The sequence below is a fragment of the Staphylococcus sp. GDX8P114P-2 genome, from assembly GCF_017892945.1.
In the GTDB taxonomy this organism is placed as follows: Bacteria; Bacillota; Bacilli; order Staphylococcales; family Staphylococcaceae; genus Staphylococcus; species Staphylococcus arlettae.
The window spans coordinates 39,655-65,555 of sequence record NZ_JAESMB010000008.1 but is presented as its reverse complement, the minus strand read 5'-3'; the positions used below and the strand labels follow the sequence as shown (position 1 = coordinate 65,555).

The 25,901-nt window shown below is 33.7% G+C and carries 27 protein-coding genes; 19 read left to right on the top strand and 8 right to left on the bottom strand.

Going from position 1 to position 25,901, the window contains the following annotated elements; translation table 11 throughout:
- Positions 1-11 precede the first annotated feature (11 nt).
- Positions 12-854: a Cof-type HAD-IIB family hydrolase gene (locus KA845_RS03360; RefSeq protein ID WP_002509330.1), complete on the bottom strand. Its 843-nt coding sequence runs from the start codon at positions 852-854 to the stop codon at positions 12-14.
- Positions 855-973: 119 nt separating this feature from the next.
- Between KA845_RS03360 and KA845_RS03355 the strand changes: the two genes are divergently transcribed.
- Positions 974-1,282 (top strand): metal-sulfur cluster assembly factor, encoded by a 309-nt coding sequence (locus tag KA845_RS03355; RefSeq protein WP_002509329.1) that lies wholly within the window; start codon positions 974-976, stop codon positions 1,280-1,282.
- Positions 1,283-1,429: 147 nt separating this feature from the next.
- Here the strand turns inward: KA845_RS03355 and KA845_RS03350 are convergent, their stop codons facing one another.
- On the bottom strand, positions 1,430-1,840 hold the full coding sequence (locus tag KA845_RS03350; protein WP_002509328.1) for an Lrp/AsnC family transcriptional regulator: 411 nt from the start codon (positions 1,838-1,840) through the stop codon (positions 1,430-1,432).
- 104 nt (positions 1,841-1,944) lie between these two features.
- On the opposite strand from KA845_RS03350, the gene KA845_RS03345 reads away from it, so the two are divergent.
- Positions 1,945-2,364: a carboxymuconolactone decarboxylase family protein gene (locus KA845_RS03345; protein WP_021458881.1), complete on the top strand. Its 420-nt coding sequence runs from the start codon at positions 1,945-1,947 to the stop codon at positions 2,362-2,364.
- A gap of 193 nt (positions 2,365-2,557) precedes the next feature.
- A complete protein-coding gene (gene clpB, locus KA845_RS03340; RefSeq protein WP_021458880.1) occupies positions 2,558-5,167 on the top strand; it encodes an ATP-dependent chaperone ClpB in 2,610 nt (869 codons plus the stop codon).
- A gap of 271 nt (positions 5,168-5,438) precedes the next feature.
- Here clpB and KA845_RS03335 read toward each other — a convergent pair whose 3' ends face one another.
- The gene (locus KA845_RS03335) at positions 5,439-5,630 is read right to left on the bottom strand and encodes a DUF2929 family protein (protein ID WP_002510178.1); all 192 of its coding nucleotides are present in this window, start codon (positions 5,628-5,630) and stop codon (positions 5,439-5,441) included.
- 228 nt (positions 5,631-5,858) lie between these two features.
- Between KA845_RS03335 and KA845_RS03330 the strand changes: the two genes are divergently transcribed.
- Both KA845_RS03330 and fabF read left to right on the top strand, forming a co-directional pair.
- Positions 5,859-6,800: a beta-ketoacyl-ACP synthase III gene (locus KA845_RS03330; RefSeq protein ID WP_002510177.1), complete on the top strand. Its 942-nt coding sequence runs from the start codon at positions 5,859-5,861 to the stop codon at positions 6,798-6,800.
- An 11-nt stretch (positions 6,801-6,811) separates the two neighbouring features.
- Positions 6,812-8,056, top strand: a complete 1,245-nt coding sequence (fabF, locus tag KA845_RS03325; protein WP_002510176.1) for a beta-ketoacyl-ACP synthase II — start codon at positions 6,812-6,814, stop codon at positions 8,054-8,056.
- 143 nt (positions 8,057-8,199) lie between these two features.
- Here the strand turns inward: fabF and KA845_RS03320 are convergent, their stop codons facing one another.
- Positions 8,200-8,574, bottom strand: a complete 375-nt coding sequence (locus KA845_RS03320) for a DUF3899 domain-containing protein (RefSeq protein WP_002510175.1) — start codon at positions 8,572-8,574, stop codon at positions 8,200-8,202.
- 245 nt (positions 8,575-8,819) lie between these two features.
- Between KA845_RS03320 and opp3b the strand changes: the two genes are divergently transcribed.
- Genes opp3b through KA845_RS03295 form a run of 5 tightly spaced genes read left to right on the top strand, consistent with a single transcriptional unit; the run spans position 8,820 to position 14,516 of the window.
- Positions 8,820-9,746: an oligopeptide ABC transporter permease gene (opp3b, locus tag KA845_RS03315; protein ID WP_002510174.1), complete on the top strand. Its 927-nt coding sequence runs from the start codon at positions 8,820-8,822 to the stop codon at positions 9,744-9,746.
- Complete coding sequence (gene opp3C, locus KA845_RS03310) at positions 9,746-10,813, top strand: oligopeptide ABC transporter permease (protein WP_245338048.1); 1,068 nt, start codon at positions 9,746-9,748, stop codon at positions 10,811-10,813. Before opp3b ends, opp3C begins: the two co-directional genes overlap by 1 nt.
- 17 nt (positions 10,814-10,830) lie before the next feature.
- Positions 10,831-11,916, top strand: a complete 1,086-nt coding sequence (locus KA845_RS03305; RefSeq protein WP_002510172.1) for an ABC transporter ATP-binding protein — start codon at positions 10,831-10,833, stop codon at positions 11,914-11,916.
- Complete coding sequence (locus tag KA845_RS03300) at positions 11,903-12,847, top strand: ABC transporter ATP-binding protein (protein WP_002510171.1); 945 nt, start codon at positions 11,903-11,905, stop codon at positions 12,845-12,847. The genes KA845_RS03305 and KA845_RS03300 overlap by 14 nt, the downstream gene beginning before the upstream one ends.
- 19 nt (positions 12,848-12,866) lie before the next feature.
- Positions 12,867-14,516 carry a peptide ABC transporter substrate-binding protein gene (locus tag KA845_RS03295; RefSeq protein ID WP_002510170.1) on the top strand — a complete coding sequence of 550 codons (1,650 nt, stop codon included), beginning with the start codon at positions 12,867-12,869 and terminating at the stop codon, positions 14,514-14,516.
- A gap of 107 nt (positions 14,517-14,623) precedes the next feature.
- Here the strand turns inward: KA845_RS03295 and trpS are convergent, their stop codons facing one another.
- Positions 14,624-15,613 carry a tryptophan--tRNA ligase gene (trpS, locus tag KA845_RS03290; RefSeq protein WP_002510169.1) on the bottom strand — a complete coding sequence of 330 codons (990 nt, stop codon included), beginning with the start codon at positions 15,611-15,613 and terminating at the stop codon, positions 14,624-14,626.
- Positions 15,614-15,920: 307 nt separating this feature from the next.
- Between trpS and spxA the strand changes: the two genes are divergently transcribed.
- The 5 genes from spxA (at position 15,921) to KA845_RS03265 (ending at position 21,123) form a co-directional block, all read left to right on the top strand.
- Positions 15,921-16,316 (top strand): transcriptional regulator SpxA, encoded by a 396-nt coding sequence (gene spxA, locus KA845_RS03285; RefSeq protein WP_021458876.1) that lies wholly within the window; start codon positions 15,921-15,923, stop codon positions 16,314-16,316.
- Positions 16,317-16,547: 231 nt separating this feature from the next.
- Positions 16,548-17,264, top strand: a complete 717-nt coding sequence (gene mecA / locus KA845_RS03280) for an adaptor protein MecA (protein ID WP_002510167.1) — start codon at positions 16,548-16,550, stop codon at positions 17,262-17,264.
- 103 nt (positions 17,265-17,367) lie between these two features.
- On the top strand, positions 17,368-18,348 hold the full coding sequence (locus tag KA845_RS03275) for a competence protein CoiA (protein ID WP_002510166.1): 981 nt from the start codon (positions 17,368-17,370) through the stop codon (positions 18,346-18,348).
- A gap of 52 nt (positions 18,349-18,400) precedes the next feature.
- The gene (gene pepF, locus KA845_RS03270; RefSeq protein WP_204172357.1) at positions 18,401-20,209 is read left to right on the top strand and encodes an oligoendopeptidase F; all 1,809 of its coding nucleotides are present in this window, start codon (positions 18,401-18,403) and stop codon (positions 20,207-20,209) included.
- A gap of 299 nt (positions 20,210-20,508) precedes the next feature.
- Entirely contained in the window at positions 20,509-21,123 is a 615-nt protein-coding gene (locus KA845_RS03265) for an NAD(P)-dependent oxidoreductase (protein ID WP_002510164.1), read from the top strand.
- Between the two features lie 59 nt (positions 21,124-21,182).
- On the opposite strand, the gene yjbH is transcribed toward KA845_RS03265, so the two are convergent.
- From yjbH to KA845_RS03250, 3 genes are all read right to left on the bottom strand, one after another.
- Positions 21,183-21,971 (bottom strand): protease adaptor protein YjbH, encoded by a 789-nt coding sequence (gene yjbH, locus KA845_RS03260; protein WP_002510163.1) that lies wholly within the window; start codon positions 21,969-21,971, stop codon positions 21,183-21,185.
- Positions 21,972-21,987: 16 nt separating this feature from the next.
- Positions 21,988-22,359, bottom strand: a complete 372-nt coding sequence (locus KA845_RS03255) for a truncated hemoglobin YjbI (protein WP_002510162.1) — start codon at positions 22,357-22,359, stop codon at positions 21,988-21,990.
- 93 nt (positions 22,360-22,452) lie between these two features.
- Positions 22,453-23,031: a CYTH domain-containing protein gene (locus KA845_RS03250; protein ID WP_002510161.1), complete on the bottom strand. Its 579-nt coding sequence runs from the start codon at positions 23,029-23,031 to the stop codon at positions 22,453-22,455.
- 179 nt (positions 23,032-23,210) lie between these two features.
- Here KA845_RS03250 and KA845_RS03245 point away from each other — a divergent pair, with 179 nt between their 5' ends.
- Genes KA845_RS03245 through KA845_RS03230 form a run of 4 tightly spaced genes read left to right on the top strand, consistent with a single transcriptional unit; the run spans position 23,211 to position 25,888 of the window.
- Complete coding sequence (locus tag KA845_RS03245; protein WP_002510160.1) at positions 23,211-23,558, top strand: UPF0738 family protein; 348 nt, start codon at positions 23,211-23,213, stop codon at positions 23,556-23,558.
- A gap of 16 nt (positions 23,559-23,574) precedes the next feature.
- Positions 23,575-24,210 carry a GTP diphosphokinase gene (gene yjbM / locus KA845_RS03240; protein ID WP_002510159.1) on the top strand — a complete coding sequence of 212 codons (636 nt, stop codon included), beginning with the start codon at positions 23,575-23,577 and terminating at the stop codon, positions 24,208-24,210.
- Positions 24,211-24,224: 14 nt separating this feature from the next.
- On the top strand, positions 24,225-25,034 hold the full coding sequence (locus KA845_RS03235; protein ID WP_002510158.1) for an NAD kinase: 810 nt from the start codon (positions 24,225-24,227) through the stop codon (positions 25,032-25,034).
- Entirely contained in the window at positions 25,034-25,888 is an 855-nt protein-coding gene (locus KA845_RS03230; RefSeq protein ID WP_002510157.1) for an RluA family pseudouridine synthase, read from the top strand. The genes KA845_RS03235 and KA845_RS03230 overlap by 1 nt, the downstream gene beginning before the upstream one ends.
- Positions 25,889-25,901: the final 13 nt, after the last annotated feature.

Genomic DNA, 25,901 nt, shown 5'->3' with positions numbered 1-25,901 from the left:
AACCTCGATAGTTAGATACGTGAATTTATAACTTGTTCATAAGCGATGTTTAAATTGAAAAATTCATTAAGATAACGGCCGATACCATCATCATTGTTAGAATAAGTAACATGATTTGAAACATGTTTTAGTTCGTCTAAACCATTTTCCATTGCAACACCATGTTGTGCATATTTAATCATTTCTAAGTCGTTATCCTCATCGCCAAACGCAATAATATTGGAGCGTTCAATATCAAGGTAAGATTTAACCGCATCTATACCTTTAGCTTTACTAATATTTTTACCCACTATTTCAATAACAGGAAATGGTGATCCCCAACGACGATGTTCAATGCTTTCAGCATAAAAACGTGATAGCATTTGTTTAATTCGTGGAATCATAACTTCTTCTGCTTCAACTAAAATCGACGTTGGTGAAGCAGTTAGAGTTTGTAATAAATCTCCAGTTTCAACAGTAGGGCTGCCCATAGAAAAACCATCAAATAATTTTTGGTCAAAGTTATCGATAAAAACATGATCTTTGATTTCAGCAATAATATTACTGACACCATAGTCTTTCAATGATTGAATAATGCTTGTAGCAAGCTCTAAATCTAATTCTTCATGAACTGGTGTAAAATTGTCATCTTTTGGATGATGTACATATGCCCCGTTAAAATTGACTACAGGTGTGTTCATATTCAATTCATGGTAATAAGTTTGACTAGCACGATAAGGACGTCCAGTAGCAATCATTAGTTTGTGTCCTTGTGCTTGTAATGTATTAAGTATTGTTTTTGTATAAGGTGAAATCTGTTTATCATCGTTTAATAAAGTACCATCTAAATCTAAACAAATTAAATAAGGTTTCATATATGTCTCCTTAAGTTGATATTAAAATTTAATGTAACAATATCATAGCATTTTATTGGCGTTTTGTAAGATATTTGATATATTGTTAATTAAGATTAATTACGAAGAGGTGATTACAAATGGATGAAGGACTTAAAGATAGTATTTTAAATGCCTTAGAGATGGTTATCGACCCAGAGCTTGGTATTGATATAGTTAATTTAGGCTTAGTATATAATGTAGATGTAGATGATGAAGGATTATGTACCGTTGAAATGACATTGACTTCTATGGGATGTCCAATGGGACCTCAAATTATAAATCAAATTAAAATGGTATTAGCTGAAATACCTGAAATTGCAGATACTGAAGTTAATGTTGTATGGAGCCCGCCTTGGGATAAAGATAAAATGTCTCGTTATGCTAAAATTGCATTAGGCATTGGCTAAGCTCAATTTTTAGTAAAGACTTAATTATGTTCATAGATGTTTAGACATCATTGGACATGTTAAGTCTTTTTTTGTTGGAGAAAATTAAATATCAATTGAGTTATGATAAAACCAATCCGAAAGGTGAATAGCCATTCGAGATTGGTTTTATTTAACTTGTGACAAAATAAATTGTGTGTGTGTGTGACCATAACGTTGCATATCATCGATACATTGTTCAACTGCTGACATTGATTGAAAATGCATTTTAACTAAAAAGCAAGATGAACCAGAAACTCTATAACAAAAATCAACATCAGATTGGTTATTAATAAAAAGTTTGAAGTCTTTATATAAATTATTTTTAATAGTAATGTGCATAATAACTTCAATAGTATAACCTAACAAAGTGTAATCAATGTCAATTGTATATTTTTTAATAATACCGGTCTCTAAGAGTTTATTGATTCGTTCACGTACTGAAGGTGATGATAAATGTACAAGGTCACTCAATTCAGACAACGATATTTTACTATTCGTTTGTAGCACAGAAATGATTTTATTGTCGATTACGTCCATGAATAATAATACCTCAAATAATAAAGTTTTTATTAATTATACCTAATAAAACATAAGGATGAAAGACGTTTAGTTATATAAACTTCATAATAGGAGGTGGACATATGACTTTAATAAAATTAAGTGAATTAGGTGAAACACCGTATCAACAATTACTAGGTCATAACGAACAATTATTACAGAGTTGGACAACATTAGCCCAAACGATTGAACAAAACTTACATTTACAACCTAAAGTGGTGGAGGAAATTAGAAGAATGTTGGCACACCAAAGTGGTTGTTCATATTGTAAGAGCAAAGGAAAACCAGAAGGTAGTAAAGCACAATTTAATCCAAAAGAACTGACAGCAATTGGTTTTACAGAAGTATATATGACAATGGGGACGAACATACCTGATTATCTATTTCAGGAGCTTTATAAAGTAATGACTGACGAAGAAATCATCATGTTGATAGCGTATATTCAGTTCACGGAGTGTCAGCAAAAATTTGGAGCATTGTTACAATTGGAGGCTACTGATTAATTTGATGGCACGATTTCGATTAAATTTGTACTAATTTGTGTATAACAAAAAAGAGAAAATTAGCGGCATACGAATGATGTTTTTTAGTTGATATTAGCAACAGAAAGGTATATAATTTAATTAAGGTCAAAGAAAGTCAAAGTCAAAGATAGTTAACCTTGACCTACACTTAATGATACAGGGGTGAGTTTATTTGGATATTAATCAAATGACCTATAAAGTACAAAGTGTTTTACAACAAGCTATTGAAATCGCTAAAAACTATGAAAACCAAAATATTGAAATTGAAGCTATATTAAAAGCAGCCTTAACAGAATCGGATAGTTTATTTAAAAATATTTTAGATAGAGCAAATATTGATACTGAAAGTTTAGCACTACAGTATGATAGTAAATTAAGTAATTATCCAACTGTACAAGGTGAACATGTGCAATATGGACAATATATAAGTCAAAACGCTAATAAATTATTGAATACAGCAGAACAATATATGAACACATATGAAGATGAATATATTTCAATGGAACATTTGTTGTTAGCAGCAATGGAAGTAGACAGTATTACACGTGAAGCAATAGGTAACAAACAAGAAGTTATTACAGAAATTATTAAAAAAGTTAGAGGAGGAAACCATGTGACAACACAAAATCCAGAAGTAAATTATGAAGCTTTAGAAAAATATGGCCGTGATCTTGTTGAAGAAGTAAGACAAGGGAATATGGATCCAGTCATTGGTAGAGATGAAGAAATACGAAATGCTATACGTATTTTAAGTAGAAAAACTAAAAATAATCCAGTATTAATTGGTGAACCAGGTGTTGGTAAAACTGCAATTGTTGAAGGCTTAGCCCAAAGAATTGTACGTAAAGATGTACCTGATTCTTTGTTGGATAAGACTATTTTTGAATTGGATTTAAGTGCATTAGTTGCAGGCGCAAAATACCGTGGTGAATTCGAAGAGCGCTTAAAAGCAGTGTTAAAAGAAGTTAAAGACTCAGATGGCCGAATCATATTATTTATTGATGAAATTCATATGTTAGTTGGTGCAGGTAAAACAGAAGGCGCGATGGATGCCGGTAACATGTTAAAACCTATGTTAGCTCGTGGCGAACTTCATTGTATTGGGGCAACAACTTTAAATGAATATCGTGAATATATTGAAAAAGATTCTGCTTTAGAGCGTCGTTTCCAAAAAGTAAATGTATCAGAACCAGATGTAGAAGATACTATTTCAATTTTACGTGGACTTAAAGAACGTTATGAAGTATATCATGGTGTACGTATTCAAGACCGTGCACTCGTCGCAGCAGCAGAACTGTCTGATCGTTATATTACTGATCGTTTTTTACCGGATAAAGCAATTGATCTTGTTGACCAAGCCTGTGCAACGATTCGTACTGAGATGGGTTCGAACCCTACAGAATTAGATCAAGTTAATCGTCGTGTAATGCAATTAGAAATTGAAGAAAGTGCATTGAAAAATGAATCTGATAATGCAAGTAAACAAAGATTACATGAATTGCAAGAAGAATTAGCGAATGAAAAAGAAAAGCAAAGTGCCATTCAGTCACGTGTTGAACAAGAAAAAGAAAAAATTGCGAAACTACAAGAAAAACGTACTGAATTAGATGAAAATAGAAAGGCGTTAGAAGACGCAGAAAATAATTATAATCTTGAACGTGCTGCTGAATTGAAACATGGTAAAATTCCTGAATTAGAAAAAGAATTAAGAGATTTAGAGGAAGCTTTTCAAGATGAACAAAATGAAGACAATGAGCGTATCATTCGTGAAATCGTATCAGATGAAGAAATAGGCGATATTGTAAGTTCATGGACTGGTATTCCAGTATCCAAATTAGTAGAAACAGAACGCGAAAAATTATTGAATTTATCAGAAATATTGCATCAACGCGTAGTAGGTCAAGACAAAGCAGTAGATTTAGTATCTGATGCTGTAGTAAGAGCTAGAGCAGGTATTAAAGATCCTCAAAGACCGATAGGGAGCTTTTTATTCTTAGGTCCTACAGGTGTAGGGAAAACAGAATTAGCTAAGTCTTTAGCATCGACATTATTTGATTCAGAAAAACATATGATACGTATAGATATGAGTGAATATATGGAGAAACACTCTGTGTCTCGTCTTATTGGAGCGCCTCCAGGTTATGTGGGTCATGACGAAGGTGGACAATTGACAGAAGCGGTTCGCCGCAATCCATACTCAGTAATTTTGCTTGATGAAATTGAAAAGGCACATTCAGACGTCTTTAACGTATTATTGCAAATATTAGATGAAGGACGCTTAACTGATTCCAAAGGGCGAAGTGTTGATTTCAAAAATACGATTATCATTATGACAAGTAATATTGGTTCTCAAGTATTGTTAGAACAAGTGAAAGATACAGGTGTCATTACTGAAGCTACAGAAAAAGCAGTGATGGATAGTTTAAATCAATATTTCAAACCAGAAATTTTAAACCGAATGGATGATATCGTATTATTTAAACCATTATCTGTCGAAGATATGGGACGTATTGTTGAAAAACTATTAGCACAGTTAAATATCAGATTGTTAGACCAACGTATTACAATTGAAGTGTCACCAGAAGCGCAAGCATGGCTAGGTAAAGAAGCCTACGAACCACAATTTGGTGCGCGACCATTAAAACGCTTTATACAATCACAAATCGAAACACCATTGGCACGAACAATGATTAGAGAAAATTTACCTGAAGGAACTACTTTACAAGTTGATTTAACAGATGATGGCTTAACATTTAATATAGTTGAACCACAAAGTATGTAAAGACACAATAAACAAGAGGGAGTGGGACAGAAATCTGATTTTGAAAAAATGATTTCGTTGTCCCACCCCGGCAAGGATGACTAGCATTGAAAAAAAGCTTAGTTTAAAGCGCATTTTCAATACAGTCATCTACTGCCAATATGAAAAGAGACTGGAACGAATCAATATTATCCCAGCCTCTCTTATTTGAACGGGGATTTATGTCCTAGCTACATTATAAAAACAAGCCGATGCACAAGAAGTGCATCGGCTTGTTTTATACGTAAATTGTCTATTGTTGACTCGTATCTTTCTTTAATGGCTTCATTGTCATGTCAAATAACACAACAATAATTGTGAGTATAACTGCCACAACGATAGGTGTAATTAAATTTAATGCACCGCCACCATCTAAACTGTTTAATACAAAGTTAACCATTTCGAGTAACAAAATAGCCCAAAATAATACTGCGAGGTATTTCATAGTATAATGCCTCCAATTAAACTGTATATAACTTCATTATAAGGAATAGGTTATATTTTGTATAGTAGAAATCGGTTACAATTCTGTTGATTTTGTGACGATGGAAAGTGTGATTAATAATAATATGTGTACATTAACTCAAACAAGTGCGCTTGTTCTTGTATTTAACTAAAAAAATATGTTAAATTAATACCTGGTATTAAATATATATTAAGAAGGTGTACAACCATGAATGTGGGTATCAAAGGTTTCGGTGCATATGCGCCAGAAAACGTAGTGGACAATGCCTATTTCGAGTCTTTTTTAGAAACTTCAGATGAATGGATATCTAAAATGACTGGTATAAAAGAAAGAAGATGGGCTGGAGAAGATGAAGATACTACTGACTTAGCTTATAAAGCCAGCGTCAAAGCAATTGAGGATGCTGGAATAGAAGCAAATGACATTGATATGATCATAGTTGCTACTTCAACTGGAGAATATCCGTTTCCAACAGTAGGTAACATGTTACAAAACAGACTAGGTATTAGTAAAGTAGCATCAATGGATCAATTAGCTGCTTGTAGTGGCTTTATGTATGGACTAATTAATGCAAAACAATTCGTACAATCAGGTGATTATAAAAACATCTTGGTTGTAGGTGTAGATAAATTATCTAAAATTACAGATATGACTGACCGTTCAACGGCTATCTTATTTGGCGACGGTGCTGGTGCTGCTGTTGTTAGTGAGGTATCTGAAGGTCGAGGTATTTTAAGTTATGAGCTTGGCTCAGACGGTTCAGGTGGAGAATATTTATACTTAAACCCAGATAATGGTAAAATATTTATGAACGGACGTGAAGTGTTTAAATTTGCGGTCCGCATCATGGGTGAAGCTTCCAATAGAGCGGTAGAAAAAGCTGGTTTACAATCTGAGGATGTAGATATGTTTATTCCACACCAAGCAAATATCCGTATTATGGAATCTGCGCGTGAACGTTTAGGCATTCCAAAAGAAAAAATGAGTGTATCAGTAGATAAATTTGGTAATACTTCTGCAGCATCCATTCCTTTAAGTATTGCTCAAGAACTAGAAAATAATAAAATTAAAGATGATGATGTATTAGTATTTGTTGGATTTGGCGGCGGCCTTACATGGGGTGCCATTACATTAAAATGGGGTAAATAGGAGGTCAATTTATGAGCAAAGAACAACGTGTGGTTATTACGGGTATTGGTGCTTTATCACCAATCGGTAATGATGCGAAAACATCATGGCAAAATGCATTAAATGGAGTAAGTGGAATTGACAAAATTACACGTATTGATACTGAACCATATAATGTACATTTAGCAGGTGAGCTAAAAGATTTTAATATTGAGGACTATATTGACAAAAAAGAAGCAAGACGAATGGATCGTTTTACGCAATATGCAGTCGTTGCTGCAAGAGAAGCAGTTGCAGATGCGAAATTTGAAATCAACGAAAGTACAGCTGATAAAATTGGTGTATGGATTGGTGCAGGTATCGGAGGTATGGAAACATTTGAAAATGCCCACAATACTTTATTAAATAAAGGTCCACGACGTGTTAGTCCTTTCTTCGTACCAATGTTAATTCCAGATATGGCAACAGGTCAAGTCTCTATAGACTTAGGAGCTAAGGGGCCGAATGGTTCAACTGTAACTGCCTGTGCGACAGGGACGAACTCAATTGGTGAAGCATTCAAAATCATACAACGTGGTGATGCAGATGCGATGATAACTGGTGGTACAGAGGCACCAATTACTGATATGTCGATTGCAGGATTCAGTGCAAGTAGAGCACTTTCAACAAACGACGATCCTGAAACTGCTTGTCGCCCATTCCAAATTGGCCGCGATGGTTTTGTTATGGGTGAAGGCGCAGGAATAGTAGTGCTTGAATCATTAGAGTCTGCACAAGCGCGTGGCGCAGAAATTTATGCCGAAATTGTTGGCTATGGTTCAACTGGTGATGCATATCATATTACAGCACCAGCACCTGAAGGTGAAGGTGGTTCTCGTGCTATGCAAGCAGCAATTAAAGATGCTGGTATTGAAGCACAAGACATTCAATATTTAAATGCACATGGTACAAGTACGTCTGTAGGTGACTTAACAGAAGTGCAAGCTATCAAAAATACTTTCGGTGACGCCGCTCATTCATTGAAAGTAAGTTCTACAAAATCTATGACAGGACACTTATTAGGTGCTACTGGTGGTATAGAAGCTATCTTCTCAGCATTATCTATTAAAGAAGGACGTGTAGCACCAACAATCCATGCAGTTACACCTGACCCAGAGTGTGACTTAGATTTTGTACCTAATGAAGCTCAAGATTTAGACATTACTTATGCTATGAGTAACAGTTTAGGTTTCGGCGGACATAATGCAGTAATTATTTTGAAAAAGTTTGCTGATTAATCTATATAACACACATTAGTATCATAACTTTAAACCGTAAAAACCTTTTTATAATGGAGGTTTTTACGGTTGTTTAATTTTACTAAATTCAAAATAAAGTAACGCTTCCTATTGAATGCAATAGGAAGCGTTTTGTGTAGTTACTATATAATATAGGCTAAAGCAATACTAATTAGAAAATAGATAATGTTACAAGCACAGGCATATTTTATCCAAGATGTGATAACATAATGGTCCTTTTTAGCGCTTTTAGGATTGAAAAAGGAATCGTCTGCTACAGATTGTCTTCGTTTTTTTGTAGATAGTTGATATGTTAAACGGCGAAATCCATAGCTTGTAGGATCTAAAACACCTTCTTGAATAATAATCATTACAAAAGATAGGATTGCGATAATGCTAGATAATATAAACAAAATATTTATGTAGTTTGTTAAAGTGAAATCACTTATGAGCGAAAATATAAGTGTTAACACAGGTGTTGCGAGTAACCAAAGTATACTTTTTTTAAAAAAGCGCATAACTCATTATCCTCCAAATAAGCATTTCCACAATTATAACTGAAAATTTGAAAAAACAAAATATTAATATGCTAACGCTTTAATATATTAAAATCACTCAATTAATATAAAAATAATAATGCTATCCTTTAATAATGTGAAGCGAAACTATATTGATTAATACGTAAATTAACTATATAATATGTATAATATTTCTGAAAATTTTGAAAGGAATGTTAATTTTGAACATTTAAGGGGGATGAGCTATGCTTAAATACATTTTAAAAAGATTAGGTTATATGTTTCTATCGTTATTTATTATTATAACGATTACCTTTTTCTTAATGAAATTGATGCCTGGATCACCATTTAATGATGAAAAGTTAAATGAGTCACAAAAAGAATTATTAAACGAGAAGTACGGTTTGAATGATTCGATACCAGTGCAATACGGTAACTATTTAAAAAATGTAGTTACTGGTGATTTTGGAAATTCTTTCCAATATGATAATCAACCTGTGTGGGAATTAATTCAACCACGCTTATTGCCATCGTTAGAAATGGGTATTGCAGCTATGGTTATAGGAGTAATTTTAGGATTGATACTAGGGGTTATTGCAGCAGTTAAACAAAATACATGGGTTGATTATACTGCCACCGTTATTTCAGTTATTGCAGTTTCGGTACCATCATTCGTTTTAGCAGTATTACTGCAGTACGTATTCGCAGTACGATTACAAATATTCCCAGTTGCAGGTTGGGAAGGTATTTCTACAGCTGTATTGCCATCATTAGCACTTTCGGCAGCTGTATTAGCAACCGTAACGAGATACATAAGAGCGGAAATGATAGAAGTGTTAAGTTCGGACTATATATTAATGGCGAGAGCTAAAGGTAATTCGACAATGCGCGTATTATTTGGACATGCATTACGTAATGCATTAATACCAGTAATTACGATTATTGTGCCAATGCTTGCCAGTATATTAACAGGAACATTGACAATTGAAAATATTTTCGGTGTACCAGGTTTAGGGGATCAATTTGTACGATCAATTACAACAAATGACTTCCCAGTTATTATGGCGACCACTATTTTATTTAGTACACTGTTTATTGTTTCTATCTTTATTGTAGATATTTTATACGGTGTGATAGATCCACGTATTCGTGTGCAAGGAGGTAAGAAATAATGACAGATAAAAGAGATGAATTTTTAACTGATGATGCTTCCAATGCAGTAATGGCTAATACTACAAGTGGTGTTATGGCCGAGGACTTTGTTAAAAGTAATAATGATATTGCTAAAGAGCCAGAGATGCAGCGTGAGAGTAAAAACTTCTGGCAGGATGCTTGGTCACAATTAAAACGTAATAAATTAGCAGTAGTCGGCATGATAGGATTGATTATTATTTTGATACTAGCGTTAGTTGGTCCATTAATGAGTTCACATGATTATGCCGAACAAGATGTAGATCGACGTAATTTACCAGCAAAAATTCCGGTATTAGATCAACTGTCATTCTTGCCTTTTGACGGTGAAGGAGCACAAGGTGTAGATGCATATAAAGAGGCCGGCGTAAAAGAAAACTTTTGGTTTGGGACAGACCAATTAGGCCGTGACTTATGGTCTAGAACTTGGCAAGGCGCTCAAGTATCACTATTTATTAGTGTTGTAGCCGCGTTGTTAGATATTTTTATCGGAGTAGTATACGGTGCAATATCCGGCTTCTTCGGCGGTCGAGTAGACAATGTGATGCAACGTATTATTGAAATTGTCGCGTCTATTCCAACATTGATTGTTGTAATTTTGTTCGTATTAATTTTTGAACCTTCCATTTGGACGATTATTTTAGCGATGGCCATAACTGGTTGGATCGGTATGAGTCGTGTAGTACGTGGAGAATTTTTAAAACTAAAAACGCAAGAATTTGTCATGGCTTCTCGTACGTTAGGGTCATCAAAATTAAAATTAATTTTTAAACATATTTTACCGAATACATTAGGTGCTATTGTAGTTACTTCAATGTTCACAGTTCCAAATGCCATTTTCTTCGAGGCATTTTTAAGCTTTATCGGTATTGGTGTACCAGCACCAAGAACATCACTAGGTTCACTCGTTAATGATGGTCGTGCGATGTTACTAATTCATCCACATGAATTATTCATACCAGCATTAGTGTTAAGTTTATTAATATTATTCTTCTACCTATTTAGTGATGGTTTAAGAGATGCATTTGACCCTAAAATGCGTAAATAACAAAGGAGGCGTTTTTTATGTCAGAAAGAATTTTAGAAGTAAAAGATTTGCATGTGTCCTTTGATATTGATGCAGGGGAAGTGCAAGCCGTACGTGGTGTAGATTTTTATTTGAATAAAGGTGAAACATTAGCAATAGTAGGTGAATCTGGATCTGGGAAATCAGTTACTACTAAAGCGATTACAAAATTGTTCCAGGGTGATACCGGTCGTATCAAACAAGGGGAAATTAATTTTTTAGGTGAAGACCTTTGTGTAAAATCAGAACAAGAATTAGTTAAATTACGTGGTAAAGAAATTTCGATGATATTCCAAGATCCGATGACATCATTAAATCCAACGATGAAAATTGGTAAGCAAGTTATGGAACCGCTCATCAAACATAAAAATTACAATAAAGCAGATGCTAAAAAGCGAGCAATAGAAATTTTGGAATTAGTTGGATTACCAAATCCTCAACAGCGATTTAACGCGTATCCACACCAATTCTCAGGTGGACAAAGACAGCGTATTGTCATTGCTACAGCCTTGGCATGTGAACCCAAAGTACTTATTGCAGATGAACCAACAACGGCTTTAGATGTAACGATGCAAGCACAAATACTTGATTTAATGAAATCATTACAAGATAAAATCGATACGTCTATTATTTTTATTACCCATGATTTAGGTGTAGTGGCAAACATAGCAGATCGTGTAGCAGTAATGTATGGAGGACAAATGATTGAAACTGGTGATGTTAATGAAATATTTTATGATCCTAAACATCCGTATACATGGGGATTATTATCATCTATGCCAGATTTAACAACAGGTACAGATACAGAGTTGATTGCTATTCCAGGAACACCTCCAGACTTATTACATCCGCCTAAAGGGGATTCGTTTGCTAGTCGTAGTCAGTATGCATTAGATGTTGATTTCAAAGAGGCACCACCATGGTTCCAAGTCTCACCAACGCACTATGTGAAATCTTGGTTATTGGATGAACGTGCACCAGAAGTTGAACCGCCAGCAATGGTACAACAACGCATGCGTGAAATGTCAAATAACTACGCTAAGCCTAAACAAGTAGAAAGGGTGTCGTTCAATGGTCAATCATAAAGAAACACTGTTAGAAGTAAAAGAATTAAAACAGTACTTTAACGAGGGCAAACGTAATGAAGTACGAGCGATAGAAAATATTTCCTTTAATATATACAAAGGTGAAACATTTGGACTTGTAGGTGAATCTGGTTGTGGTAAATCAACAACAGGTAAAGCCATTATTAAACTTAATGATATTACTGATGGTGAAATTCTCTACGAGGGTGTAGATATTCAAAAAATAAAAAACAGAAAAGATTCTTTGAAATTCAACAAAAAAATTCAAATGATTTTCCAAGACCCTTATGCATCATTAAATCCTAGACTGAAAGTTATGGATATTATCGCTGAAGGCATTGATATTCATAAATTAGCTTCTGGTACAAAAGATCGCAAAAAACGTGTGTATGATTTATTAGAAACTGTAGGTTTAAGTAAAGAACATGCGAATCGTTATCCACACGAATTTTCAGGGGGACAAAGACAGCGTATCGGAATTGCTCGTGCATTAGCAGTTGAACCAGAGTTTATCATTGCCGATGAACCAATATCGGCACTAGATGTCTCTATTCAAGCACAAGTAGTTAACATATTGTTAAAGCTACAACGTGAAAAAGACATTACGTTTTTATTCATTGCACATGATTTATCTATGGTGAAATATATCTCAGACCGAATAGCGGTAATGCATTTTGGTAAAATTGTGGAGCTAGGAACGGCGGACGAAATTTACAATAATCCCCTCCATCCATACACTCAATCATTACTATCGGCTGTGCCTCAACCAGATCCAGAAAGTGAAAAACAACGTAAACGTATAACATATAAAGCAGATGAAGCACGAGATAAAGAACGCACTTTACAAGAAGTGTCACCCGAGCATTATGTTTTTGTCACTGATGAAGAAGCAGAAACTTTAAAAAATAACAACGCTCAAACGCAACAATAACAGGGAGAGGGGGAGTTAGATGAAGAAGTTCAAATTACTTATTATCACGATTGCACTTGCTGTTGTGTTAGCTGGGTGTAGTAGTGCAGAAGGTATTTATTCAGATAAAGGACAAGTATTTAGAAAAGTAATACCACAAGATATGGCATCATTAGATACAGCAATGGTCACAGACACAGTGTCATTTGATATTTTCAATCAAGTTTACGAAGGCTTATATTCGTTGAATGATAAAGATGAAGCCATTCCAGGTGTAGCAAAAGAGCTGCCTAAAGAAAGTAACGGTGGTAAAACATTAACTATTAAATTACGAAAAGACGCTAAATGGTCTAATGGAGATAAAGTAACAGCACATGATTTTGTTTATTCTTGGCAACGAGCACTTAAGCCGGATACAGCTGCAGAGTATGCTTACATAATGTATGATATTAAAAATGCAGAAGAAGTTAATTTAGGTAAAAAAGATGTCGATGAATTAGGGGTTAAAGCTGTAGATGATTATACGTTAAAAGTAGAATTAACAAAACCGATACCTTATATAAATGAATTGTTTGCTTTTGGTATTTTCATGCCACAAAATGAAAAAGCTGTAAAAAAATACGGTGAACAATATGGTACTACTGCTGAAAAATCTGTGTACAATGGTCCATTTAAAGTGAAAAATTGGAAAGTTGAAGATAAGATTGAATTAGAAAAAAATGAAAATTATTGGGATAAGAAGAAAGTACATTTAGATAGAGCGAACTATAAAATACTAAAAGATCAACAAGCTGGTTCGGCATTATATGATACAGGTTCAGTTGATGATACATTAATTACAGCAGACCAAGTAGAAAAATATGAAGAGGAGGAAGGGTTACAAAAACGATTAAAAGCAAGTACATTTTATATGAAAATGAATCAACAAACTGTACCTGCATTTAAAAATAAAGATATGCGATTAGCTATAGCCAAAGCTATAAATAAAGAAGGTTATGTGAATTCAGTTAAAAACAATGGCTCTAAAGCTATGGATGGTTTTACATCAAGTTTAACCGCTAAAACACCAAACGGTGAAGATTTTGCGAAAACTATCGATTCTCCATTAAGCTTTGATCCAAAGGAAGCTCAAAAGCATTATGACAAAGCGAAAAAAGAATTAGGCATTAAAAATTTAACATTCACTATGAATACAGAGGATACTCCGGACGCTAAGATTTCAGCAGAATATATTAAAGCACAAGTTGAAAAAAATCTTCCAGGAGTAACATTGAAAATTAAACAATTACCGTTTAAACAGCGTGTCAATCGAGAAAAGACTGAAAATTATGAAGCGTCTTATTCCGGTTGGGGACCTGACTATCCAGATCCGTTAACATACTTAAATATTATGACAACAGGTAATGGGCAAAATAACACCGGTTGGGGTAGTAAGGAATATGACCAGTTAGTAAAAGACGCTAATGGAAAATTATTGAAAAAACCGGAAGAGCGTAATGCGGCAATGAAAAAAGCTGAGGAAATTTTATTAAATGATGCACCAATTGCACCTGTTTATCAACAAGGTGAAGCACATTTAACAAATCCACAAGTTAAAGGATTGGTATATCACCAAATTGGTGGGGATACATCATTGAAAAATGTCAAAATAGATAAAAGTATTGACCGTGAAACTGGTGAAAAGAAATAGACTAATCTAAGAACGTATTACTTTTAACGTTTCTTATAAACTAGTTAATAACGGTATAACGCCTGAAACATTAATAATGTTTCAGGCGTTATTGTTTTGCTATAGGTTTATCTTTTACGTCCTAAGCCCATTGCTTTTTCCATTTTCTTCAATGTTTTGAACGACGCTTTTTGAGCCTTGTCACGGCCTTCATCTAAAATTTCATCTAATTGGTCTGAGTTGTAGAAGGCATTGTAGCGCTCTTGGAAATCAGTTAAGAATTGTTTCACTACTTCTGATAAATCTACTTTAAATGTCCCGTAACCTGCATCTTTATAACGTTCAACAAGTGCGTCGACAGATTCATCAGTAAGGCTAGAATAAATAGATAATAAGTTAGAAATTCCCGGTTTATTCTCTCGATCAAATTGAATAATACCATCAGAGTCAGTTACTGCACTTTTAATTTTCTTAGCAGCTACATTCGGCTCATCTAATAATGAGATAAAGTTTTTCTGATTATCATCACTTTTACTCATTTTTCTTGTAGGGTCCTGTAAGCTCATTACACGACCTCCAACTTTTGGCATGCGTATTTCTGGTTTGACTAAAATATCATTGAAGCGCGTATTGAAACGATCAACTAAATTACGAGTTAATTCAATATGTTGTTTTTGATCATCGCCAACAGGGACAATATTCGTATTATAAATAACGATATCAGCTGCCATAAGTGGTGGATATGTGAGTAATCCTGCTGGAATACCTTCAGTTTGCTTTTGAGCTTTGTCTTTAAATTGCGTCATTCGTTCTAACTCACCAATAGATGCAATTGTAGTTAACATCCAACTTGCTTGGACATGCGCAGGAACTTCTGATTGAATAAATAACGTTGATTTTTCCGGATCAATGCCTGAAGCAAGATATATTGCAGCGAGTTGTCTAATTTGTTTGCGTAATTTTAATCGGTCTTGAGCAACTGTAATTGCATGTTGATCTACGATGCAGAAAAAACAATCATAATCATCTTGAACTTCGCCAAATTGTTTTAATGCACCAATGTAATTCCCAAGGGTTGGAATACCACTTGGTTGGATACCTGAAAATAATGTTTCCATTTGTGTGATGCCTACTTTCTAATTTATTAATAACTTTGCATTCATTATAACAGTATTTTAATCATTTGTAAGTTATGTTAAACTAGATATATACTCCAGTTTTAGTGTTAAAGGTCACATGAGATTTGAGAATTTTTAAAAAGTTTTTAGAAAAATTGTGAATTTCTCATTTAATTTTAATGTTGAAGGGGTATACTAACGTATGTAAGGTTAAGAAAGATAAAAATCATTACGATACAATAACTTCTTAATCATATAAATAATGTGAACAATGAATTTTATTCATGAAAATAGGAGAGTGAGATGTATGGTAACATTATTTACTTCACCAAGTTGCACATCTTGCCGTAAAGCGAAAGCATGGTTACAAGAACATGACATTCCGTATACGGAGCGAAACATTTTTTCTGAGCACCTAACAATTGATGAAATTAAACAAATTTTAAAAATGACTGAAGATGGAACAGATGAAATTATTTCTACGCGTTCAAAAACATATCAAAAGTTGAATGTTGATATTGACGCGCTACCACTTCAAGATTTATATGCAATTATCCAAGATAATCCTGGCTTATTACGTCGTCCTATCATTTTAGATGATAAACGTTTACAGGTAGGATACAACGAAGATGAAATCAGACGTTTCTTACCACGTAAAGTACGTACTTTCCAATTGCAAGAAGCACAACGTCTAGTTGATTAAGTATACATTAAAAGAAGTAACGTTATAAAAAATAGAAATTGTGAATGAATTGTGAAATTCAAAAAAACAGCACTATAAATAAGTGCTGTTTTTTTGGTATATAGTAGGGTATATGTTATTATAAGAAATCGATAGATGATAGTAAAATTTAATCAAACAAAACGATTGTAATTCTTACTACGTTCTAATACAATATGGTTACTATTCATCGACTGTAAGGAGTGAGATGATATGAGAATAGAGCGTGTTGACGATACAACAGTGAAGTTATTTATAACTTATAGTGACATTGAAGCTAGAGGATTTAAACGCGAAGATTTATGGACTAATCGTAAGCGTGGCGAAGAATTCTTTTGGAATATGATGGAAGAAGTAAATGAAGAAGAAGATTTTGTCGTAGAAGGTCCATTATGGATTCAAGTTCATGCTTTTGAAAAAGGCGTAGAAGTTACCATTTCTAAATCGAAAAACGAAGATTTAATGAATATGTCTGACGATGAAGCCAATGAGCAATTAGATTATCAAGTAAGCGATATTTTATCACAAACGTTTGACCAAGATGACAGCCTAGAAGAATTGCTTGAACAAAAAGCACAACAATCAACTAGTAATCAGCAAGAACAAAAAGAACACAAACAACAAAATGTTCGTACTGTAATTGTAAAATTCAATGACTTTGAAGAAGTAATTAGTTATGCACATCAACATAATATCGTTATCAATGAATTTGAAGACTTACTGTTCAGTCTTAATAATCAATATTATTATGCTATGTACTTCGATGAAAGTGTAGAGCAAGAAATTATTAATGATTGCTATAGTCAATTGTTAGAATTTGCACATCCTACAGACAAGTCAGAAGTATATTTAAATGATTATGCGAAAATTATTATGAGTCATAACGTGACTTCTCAAGTACGTCGTTATTTTCCTGATACAGTAGAATAAAATAAATACAGTATAGACAAATAAGCCATAGTTTTATGGCTTATTTTTTTGCCTTTAAAAGTAATTCGATGAGTAGCGTCGTGTATCCTTATGAGGTGAAAAAATGTATTATGCTAAACAAAATAACGGATCATTGATAACTGCACATGAAGCACAAAGAGGTAGTGCTTATTTTTGTCCGCATTGTGCTGAAACAGTAGTATTACGACAAGGAACAGTTAAAAGAGCTCATTTCACACATATTAAACGAAATTGTCGACCTAATCATAGTGGGGAAACGCTGACACACTATAAAGCGAAATATCGTTTAGCGCAAGACTTACAATTATTAGGTTATGAGGTGCAAATCGAACCACAAATACGCCAAGGTTCACAAATACCGGATTTATTACTAAATAATAAAGTAGTAGTGGAACTACAATTTTCCAACATTACGCTAGTTGAACTACAACGCCGTACTTCAAATTATGAATTACTTGGTTACATGGTTTGTTGGGTAGTTTTGTTACCTACAGTAAAGTATAACTATTTTAAATTAACGGATTTTCAAAGTGCTTGTATTCAGCCTCAATTACGTAGATTATTTGCGTGGCATCCAACTAGTGAACGATTATACGTAATAACACAAATTATGGCATACGGTCATAACAAGTTTAAAGGGGTCTATAATAAGTTAAACCAATTTACGTTCAATAACTGTTCAGAGCAACAAAGAGTATCAACTGCTAAAATCCCTGAGCAAAGTATATTAAAGTATTTGCAATTTTGTCGCAAAAGGAAGTCAGTGTTAGAACCGACATTAAGTTTAATGTATCAATTACAACTTACAGAACAATGGGTAGCTAAGCATTTAGGTCATGTATATCCTGAGCAACTATTAATAAAAACCCACCCTGTTTTATGGCAATTACGTTATATTTACGAATTACAACTACCTAATTTTCAAGTAACACAAGTGGTGAATAGTTTAAAGAGACGTACATTTGCTACGCCAAATATTAATACTACAAAAGAGTTACAACGTTTGATAAATCGATTTGCTCAGCATTATAAAACTAGTAAACAATATAACGTGCAAAATTAGACGTGTCATGAGAAAATTATAACAATTAGATTTCTAGGAGGTTTAGAAAGTTATGAGTCAACAATTAACAAGAGAAGAACAAGAAACTAAATATCCTGAGTATACATGGGATTTAACAACAATCTTTGAATCAGATGATGCTTTTGAAGCAGCATTCGCTGAGGTTGAATCATATTTAGGTCAAGAAGAACAATTTAAAGGGCATTTAGCAGATAGTGCTGAAACACTATACCAAGCATTAGCTCTAGAACAAGAAGTTGGTTCCAAATTGGAAAAAGTGTATGTATATGCGCATTTAAAACAAGATCAAGATACTGCAAATGATAAATACACTGGTTTAGAATCAAGAGCACACCAACTCATTATTAAATTTAATGCTAGTTGGAGCTTTTTAGTGCCTGAAATTTTACAAATAGATGAAGCACAAATACAAAGTTATATTGAAGCGTATGAACCTTTACAACAATTTGCATTTGATTTGAAATTAATTAATGAAAAGCGCCCTCACGTGTTAAGTGCAGATAAGGAAAAATTACTGTCTCAAGCACAAGATGCCTTGTCTACGCCGAATAATGTCTATGGTATGTTTAGTAATGCAGATTTAGAGTTTGAAGACGCTGTTGATAGTGAAGGTAATAAACATCCATTAACACAAGGTACATTTATTAAATGTTTAGAGTCGGATGATAGAGTGTTACGTCAATCAGCATACAATAATTTATACAATAAATATGGTGCCTATAATAATACGTTAAGTGCAACCTTAGCAGGCGAAGTAAAAACAAGTATATTTAATGCGCGCTCACATAATTATCAAACAGCAAGAGAAGCAGCTTTAAGTAATAATCACATTCCAGAGGAAGTTTATGACAACCTAGTGAAAACAGTTCATAAATATTTACCACTATTACATCGTTATACTGAACTGCGTAAATCATTATTAGAATTAGATGATATGAAAATGTATGATCTTTATACGCCGTTGGTAAAAGATGTTAAATTTGATATGCCATATGAAGAAGCTAAGTCATGGATGATAAAGGCATTGGAACCAATGGGCGAAGAATATATGAATGTAGTAAAAGAAGGCTTGAACAATCGTTGGGTGGACGTTTACGAAAATAAAGGCAAACGTTCTGGTGGTTATTCTTCTGGTGCTCATTTGACTAATCCGTTTATTTTACTCAACTGGTCAAATACTGTTTCTGATTTATATACACTTGTTCATGAATTTGGCCATTCTGTACACAGTTATTTCAGTCGTAAGCATCAACCTGCTAACGCTAGTGATTATACTATTTTCGTAGCAGAGGTAGCATCGACATGTAATGAAGCATTATTGAGTGATTACATGGATAAACATTTGGATGACGATAGACGTTTATTACTACTCAACCAAGAATTAGAGCGCTTCCGTGCTACATTATTCCGCCAAACAATGTTTGCTGAATTTGAACATAAAATTCACCAAATTGAAGAAGCGGGAGAACCTTTAACAGCAACTCGTATGAATGAAGAATATGCAGCATTGAATAAACTATACTTCGGTGATGCAGTAGAAACTGACGAACATATTAGTAAAGAATGGTCACGCATACCTCATTTCTATATGAATTATTATGTATATCAATATGCTACTGGTTATAGTGCAGCCCAAAGTTTAAGCCATCAAATTTTAACAGAAGGGCAACCCGCAGTAGAACGCTATATTAATGAGTTCTTGAAAAAAGGTAGTTCCGACTATCCAATTGAAATACTAAAAAATGCGGGTGTTGATATGACATCACCAGAGCCAATTGAGCAAGCATGTGAAGTATTTGAACAAAAATTAGATGCATTTGAAAAACTTATGAAAGCTTAATATGAATGAATTCGTTTTCAATTTGACGAGTTTGTGACAAATTTAATTTATTCAGTTTAAATGGTTGAAAAGGGGGGGAGGGCGTGTTATATTATGTACATGAAATTAATCACATAACAAACATACCCCTTTGTTTGAAGTGAGAAATTTCTCCCATCCCCTTTGTTTAGCGCCGTGTAATCAGACACGGCGTTTTTTTATGTCTTTTTTTACTACTTAAGCATTTCTCTTTGACTTCTTTTAAGAAAAGTCTTATATTTAACTTGTATTTAAAATAGTTACAAGTAGGAGGCGTTCATATGAAAATAGCTGTAGTAGGAGCGAATGGGAAAGCCGGTAAATTGATTACTGAAGAAGCAATAAACAGGGGATTTGATGTGTCAGCAATAGTAAGAAATAACAATAAAACAATTGCTTCACAAGTAATTCAAAAAGATTTGTTTGACTTAAATCAAGATGACGTAGCGCCATTTGATGTTATCGTCAATGCCTTTGGTCAACCAGACCCACATAAACAATACGAACATAGTCAAGCGATAGCGCATTTGACAAGTTTAATAGCTAATAGTCCCACACGTTTTATTGTCGTAGGTGGTGCAGGTAGTTTGTATGTAGATGCTGATCATAAAATAAAATTAATAGATACACCAGAGTTTCCAGAACAATTTAAGGCTACTGCTCAAGCACAAGGCAAGACATTAGAGGAGCTGAAAAACCAATCTAATGTACAATGGACATTCGTAAGTCCAGCTCCAGACTTTCAATACGAAGGTAACCGTACAGGAGAATATCGTATAAGCAACGATGAAGTTATCGGTGATTATGTAAGCTATGCTGATTTTGCGATAGCGATTGTCGATGAAATTGCTAATGCACATTATGTACAACAGCGTTTTGCAGTATTTGCAAAATAATAAAATTGTATATAAAAAAATCCCGCAAGCGCTATGGACGCTAGCGGGATTTTTTTGGTTCATAATTTGGCTCTCCAAAATGTTCCTTTTGGATCACGTAATTTTTCTATTTTTTGTTGCAATGCTAATTTTTTAAGTTCTTTATTTAATACCTTTTCGGGCCATTCATAAATTGTTAGGAGTTCCTCTTTGGTTACGAGTTGTTGTTGTTGAATATATTCTTCTAACTTTGGAGGTAATTCTTTTTCTATTGATGTGCCCATCAATTCATTTATGATATAAGTATAAATATGATAAGGATACAAACCTTCTACTTTCAAGCCTTCTTCATGTACATCTTCACTAAAGAAAACTAATGAAGGCGCTTCGTTTATATCCATTTCTCGTGCAATGTGTAAATCAACTTGCAAGCTTTCTTTTAGTACTTTATTGTGTAAGTCTTCTTTGAACACATCGTAATCTATACCAGCATTATTTATACAATCATTGACCATACCCTCAGTAATAATATCTTTTTTTGTGATTATTTCATTTTGTACAAGGTGTATGAACCTTTCTGCACGCAATCTACCTTGTAATTCAGCTGCTTTATAAGCTAGTGCAATATTATCTAAATCAGAAGTACTTTGAGCTTGGCATTTCGTTAAAACTCTTAAAGATGGGTTTAGAATATGTCTAATTCGGATATATTGCTTATATTCAAGGCGCAATTTAGACAGAATTGCAGATAGTTTGAAACAATCTGTACTGAATGGATCGAAAAATGAATAAATTTCTATTTTACTTACAGGTGAAAGATTGGCATCTTCACGACTATTAGCATGTATCATTTTTAATTCTCCAGTCATGTGTTTTCACCTACAATTAATTTTCGGAATTTACCATATGATTAGCAGTTAGACGTAGACGTTCATATAAATAATCACCTACACCTGCAGGAAACTGAGCTGCTGTAATTGCAGTAGCCATATTTTCTAGCCAAGCATCACGTTCGAATGTCGTGATAGTAAAATCTAAATGACGTCTTTTAAGCATTGGATGTCCGTGCTCTTGTGAATAGAGACTTGGACCACCTAAAAATTGGGTCAGAAACTGTTTTTGTTTACGGCTCGTTTCTTCAAAATCTCCAGGAAATAAATGGTTTATACGTTGGTCTTTTGCTACAAGCATATAAAAGTGATCAATCATGTTGTATAAAGCTTCAGAACCGATAATTTCATAAGGTGTTTGAGTCATTGTTATCACCATATTTCATTTATATATTAATAATATAACATGAATATTTACATATGAAAGTAATTCGACTTTTAGGAGAATTGTCCGTGTTTATTATTGCAACCCTTCTTTACGGTTAAAGAAACGTTGTACTTTATTATCGGGTGTGACAGCATCGATATCATGTTCTGCTAATAACGCATGAAATTGTGCCAAACCTGAGTTATACTCTTGGACTTCATATTCTAATTCATAATCAGTTGTATTTAGGTAAGTACTTTTATCTAGGACTAATAGATTATTGTCTATCTCTCGTTCTAAACGTTCAGTGGTAAGTGAACCTAATATTACTAGTGATTCGATATCAATATGCATTTGCGATAAAACGTCTTTGATATCTTGAGGCAGTTGAGAAGGAGGTAGTGGTGCGTTAATTTCAGGTTGTACAGTAGTATCGAAGTTATATTCTAATAATCCTACTGCGGCTGGAACTTTTAACGTCATTTCATTGTGTTGGTCTTTTACACGAATGCGCAATGCACAACGTTGTGCTTTTAATTGAAAATCTGGTGTGTCTATATAATGATTCGTTTGTGAAAATGGTGTCTCATTTTTAAAGTAAAAATCTGTTAAATTGTCGTATTGTGTTGCTGTTAATAATTGTTTGAATTCAATTTCATTATTTGTAGCCAAAATAATTCACTCCTCGGCTTTTATTATGCAAAATTTTGTTGTAGATTTAAAGTAATCCGAAAAAATAATACTATATATACATAATAAATCTTTAAAAAAGTTGGATTTCATAATAGTCATGTGACGTGTTATGTAATAGGAAATTATGTTAAACTAATGAAGAATAAGGAGGAACAAGCATGCGTATTTATGTTAACGAAATCAAAATTACAGATGATAGCATTCTTTGCTATACCGAAGAATCAATAGAAGGATTACAAGAAGCAGGACAAATGCTTGTTGATAGTGATAATCATGCCTTCGCACATATTTTAGATAATGGGGAATCTTATACATACCTTATTTTTGTACAAGAAACATGGTCGATGTTACACGAAAATAAAGGTAAAAAAATAATAGTTAATGACACGTTAGAATTAACAGAATTTAATAACGAACTAACTTACATATTAGAAAATATTAAGGGTAATTCAAATTATGGTAAGGAGTTTGTTTCAGTAGTTGAAGACACGTTTGAATTAGAGTGAAGCGGAGTGAGACGCAATGAATCAATGGGATCAGTTTTTAGCTCCATATAAACAAGCTGTAGATGAATTAAAAATAAAGTTAAAGGGTTTACGTAAACAATACGAAGTTGGTGAACAAGCATCACCAATTGAATTTGTCACTGGTAGGGTTAAACCTATGACTAGTATTATCGACAAAGCGAATAAGCGACATATCCCTTTTGATCGATTACATGAAGAAATGTATGATATAGCAGGTTTACGTATGATGTGTCAGTTTGTGGATGATATTGATGTTGTGGTTAATCTACTAAGGCAACGTAAAGATTTTAATGTTGTTGAAGAACGTGATTATATTAGTAATACTAAGCAAAGTGGTTATCGTTCATATCACGTGATTATTGAATATCCAATAGAAACACTGTCAGGTAAAAAAAGAATATTGGCTGAAATACAAATCCGTACATTAGCGATGAATTTTTGGGCGACGATTGAACATACATTGCGTTATAAATATGATAGTGATTATCCGCCTGAGATCCAACATAGGCTTGAACGTGCGGCTGAAGCGGCATTTTTATTAGATGAAGAAATGTCGGAAATTAAAGATGAGATTCAAGAGGCACAACAATATTATTCCAAAAAGCGAGCGAAAAAACATAACAATGACTAGTGAGGTGTATATCCATGCGTTATACAATATTATCTAAAGGCGATTCTAAATCTAATGCCTTAAAGCATAAAATGATAAACCATATGGAAGACTTTAATATGGTAGAAGATGAAGACAACCCAGAAATTGTAATTTCTGTAGGTGGAGATGGCACCTTACTTCAAGCATTTCATAAATATAGTCATATGTTATCACGTTGCGCTTTTGTCGGGGTACATACTGGGCATCTCGGCTTTTATGCAGATTGGTTACCACATGAAGTAGAAAAATTAATAATAGAAATTAATAATTCACAATTCCAAGTAATTGAATATCCATTGTTAGAAATCATAGTGCGATATAATGACAATGGTTATGAAACAAGATATTTAGCGTTAAATGAAGCGACAATGAAAACTGAAAATGGTTCAACGTTAGTTGTGGACGTAAATATACGTGGTAAGCAATTTGAACGTTTTAGAGGTGATGGATTATGTGTATCTACACCTTCAGGTTCAACAGCTTATAATAAAGCACTTGGTGGTGCACTTATTCATCCATCTTTAGAGGCAATGCAAATAGCAGAAATTGCATCTATAAATAATAGAGTATTTAGAACAGTAGGTTCACCATTAGTCTTACCTAAACATCATACTTGTTTAATTACACCTGTGAACCATGACACTATTTTAACAACAATTGATCATGTAAGTATAAAACATAAGAATGTCAATGCCATTCAATTTCGAGTTGCGAATGAAAAAGTGCGATTTGCTAGATTTAGACCATTTCCATTTTGGAAGAGAGTGCATGATTCATTCATTTCTAGTGAGGACGATATTTGATGAAATTTGTCTACCGAATCTTTCGTAATGAAATGCTGAAAGATTTTTTACACAGACATTTATACTCACGTAAGACGATAAGCGCCATTAAAAATAATGGCGCTTTAGTTGTTAATAATGAGCATGTAACGGTAAGAAAAAAATTAACTGAAGGTGATGAGTTAGTTGTTTGTTTGCCTCAGGAACAACCGAGTTTCAATTTACAGCCTTATCATTCACCATTAACTATTTTATTTGAAGATGATTATATTCTTATTGTATCGAAATCAGCGAATCAAAATATTGCACCTTCTAGAGAACACTTACATCAAAGTTTAGTAGAACAAGTGCTTGCATATTTACAGCAATCTTTCACACGCTATGTGCCACATATCGTTACACGGTTAGATCGTAATACTTCAGGTATTGTTATATTTACGAAACATGGGTATATTCATCATTTAATGTCTGAAACGCAAATAGATAAGCGTTATTTATGTATTTGTATGGGTAAAGTACAGGATAATGGAATAATCAAAGCACCGATAAAGAGGCATCCTGACAGTATTATTCAAAGGATGGTAGATCCAACTGGTAAATACGCAGAAACACATTTTAAATGTTTAGCTTCTACAGACAACTTTAGTTTATGTCAGGTCAAGTTACTAACTGGAAGGACACATCAAATTAGAGTTCACTTTCAGCATATAGGTCATCCACTAGTAGGAGATGGGTTATATGGGGGGATAACATCCCGTTATCATCATCAACTACTACAATGTATGCGTGTTTCCTTCACGCATCCTATTACGCAACAAATCATTACAATTGAAGATCAAACAGATAAACTTACTACTATTTATAATATGCTATAATTTTAAATATATT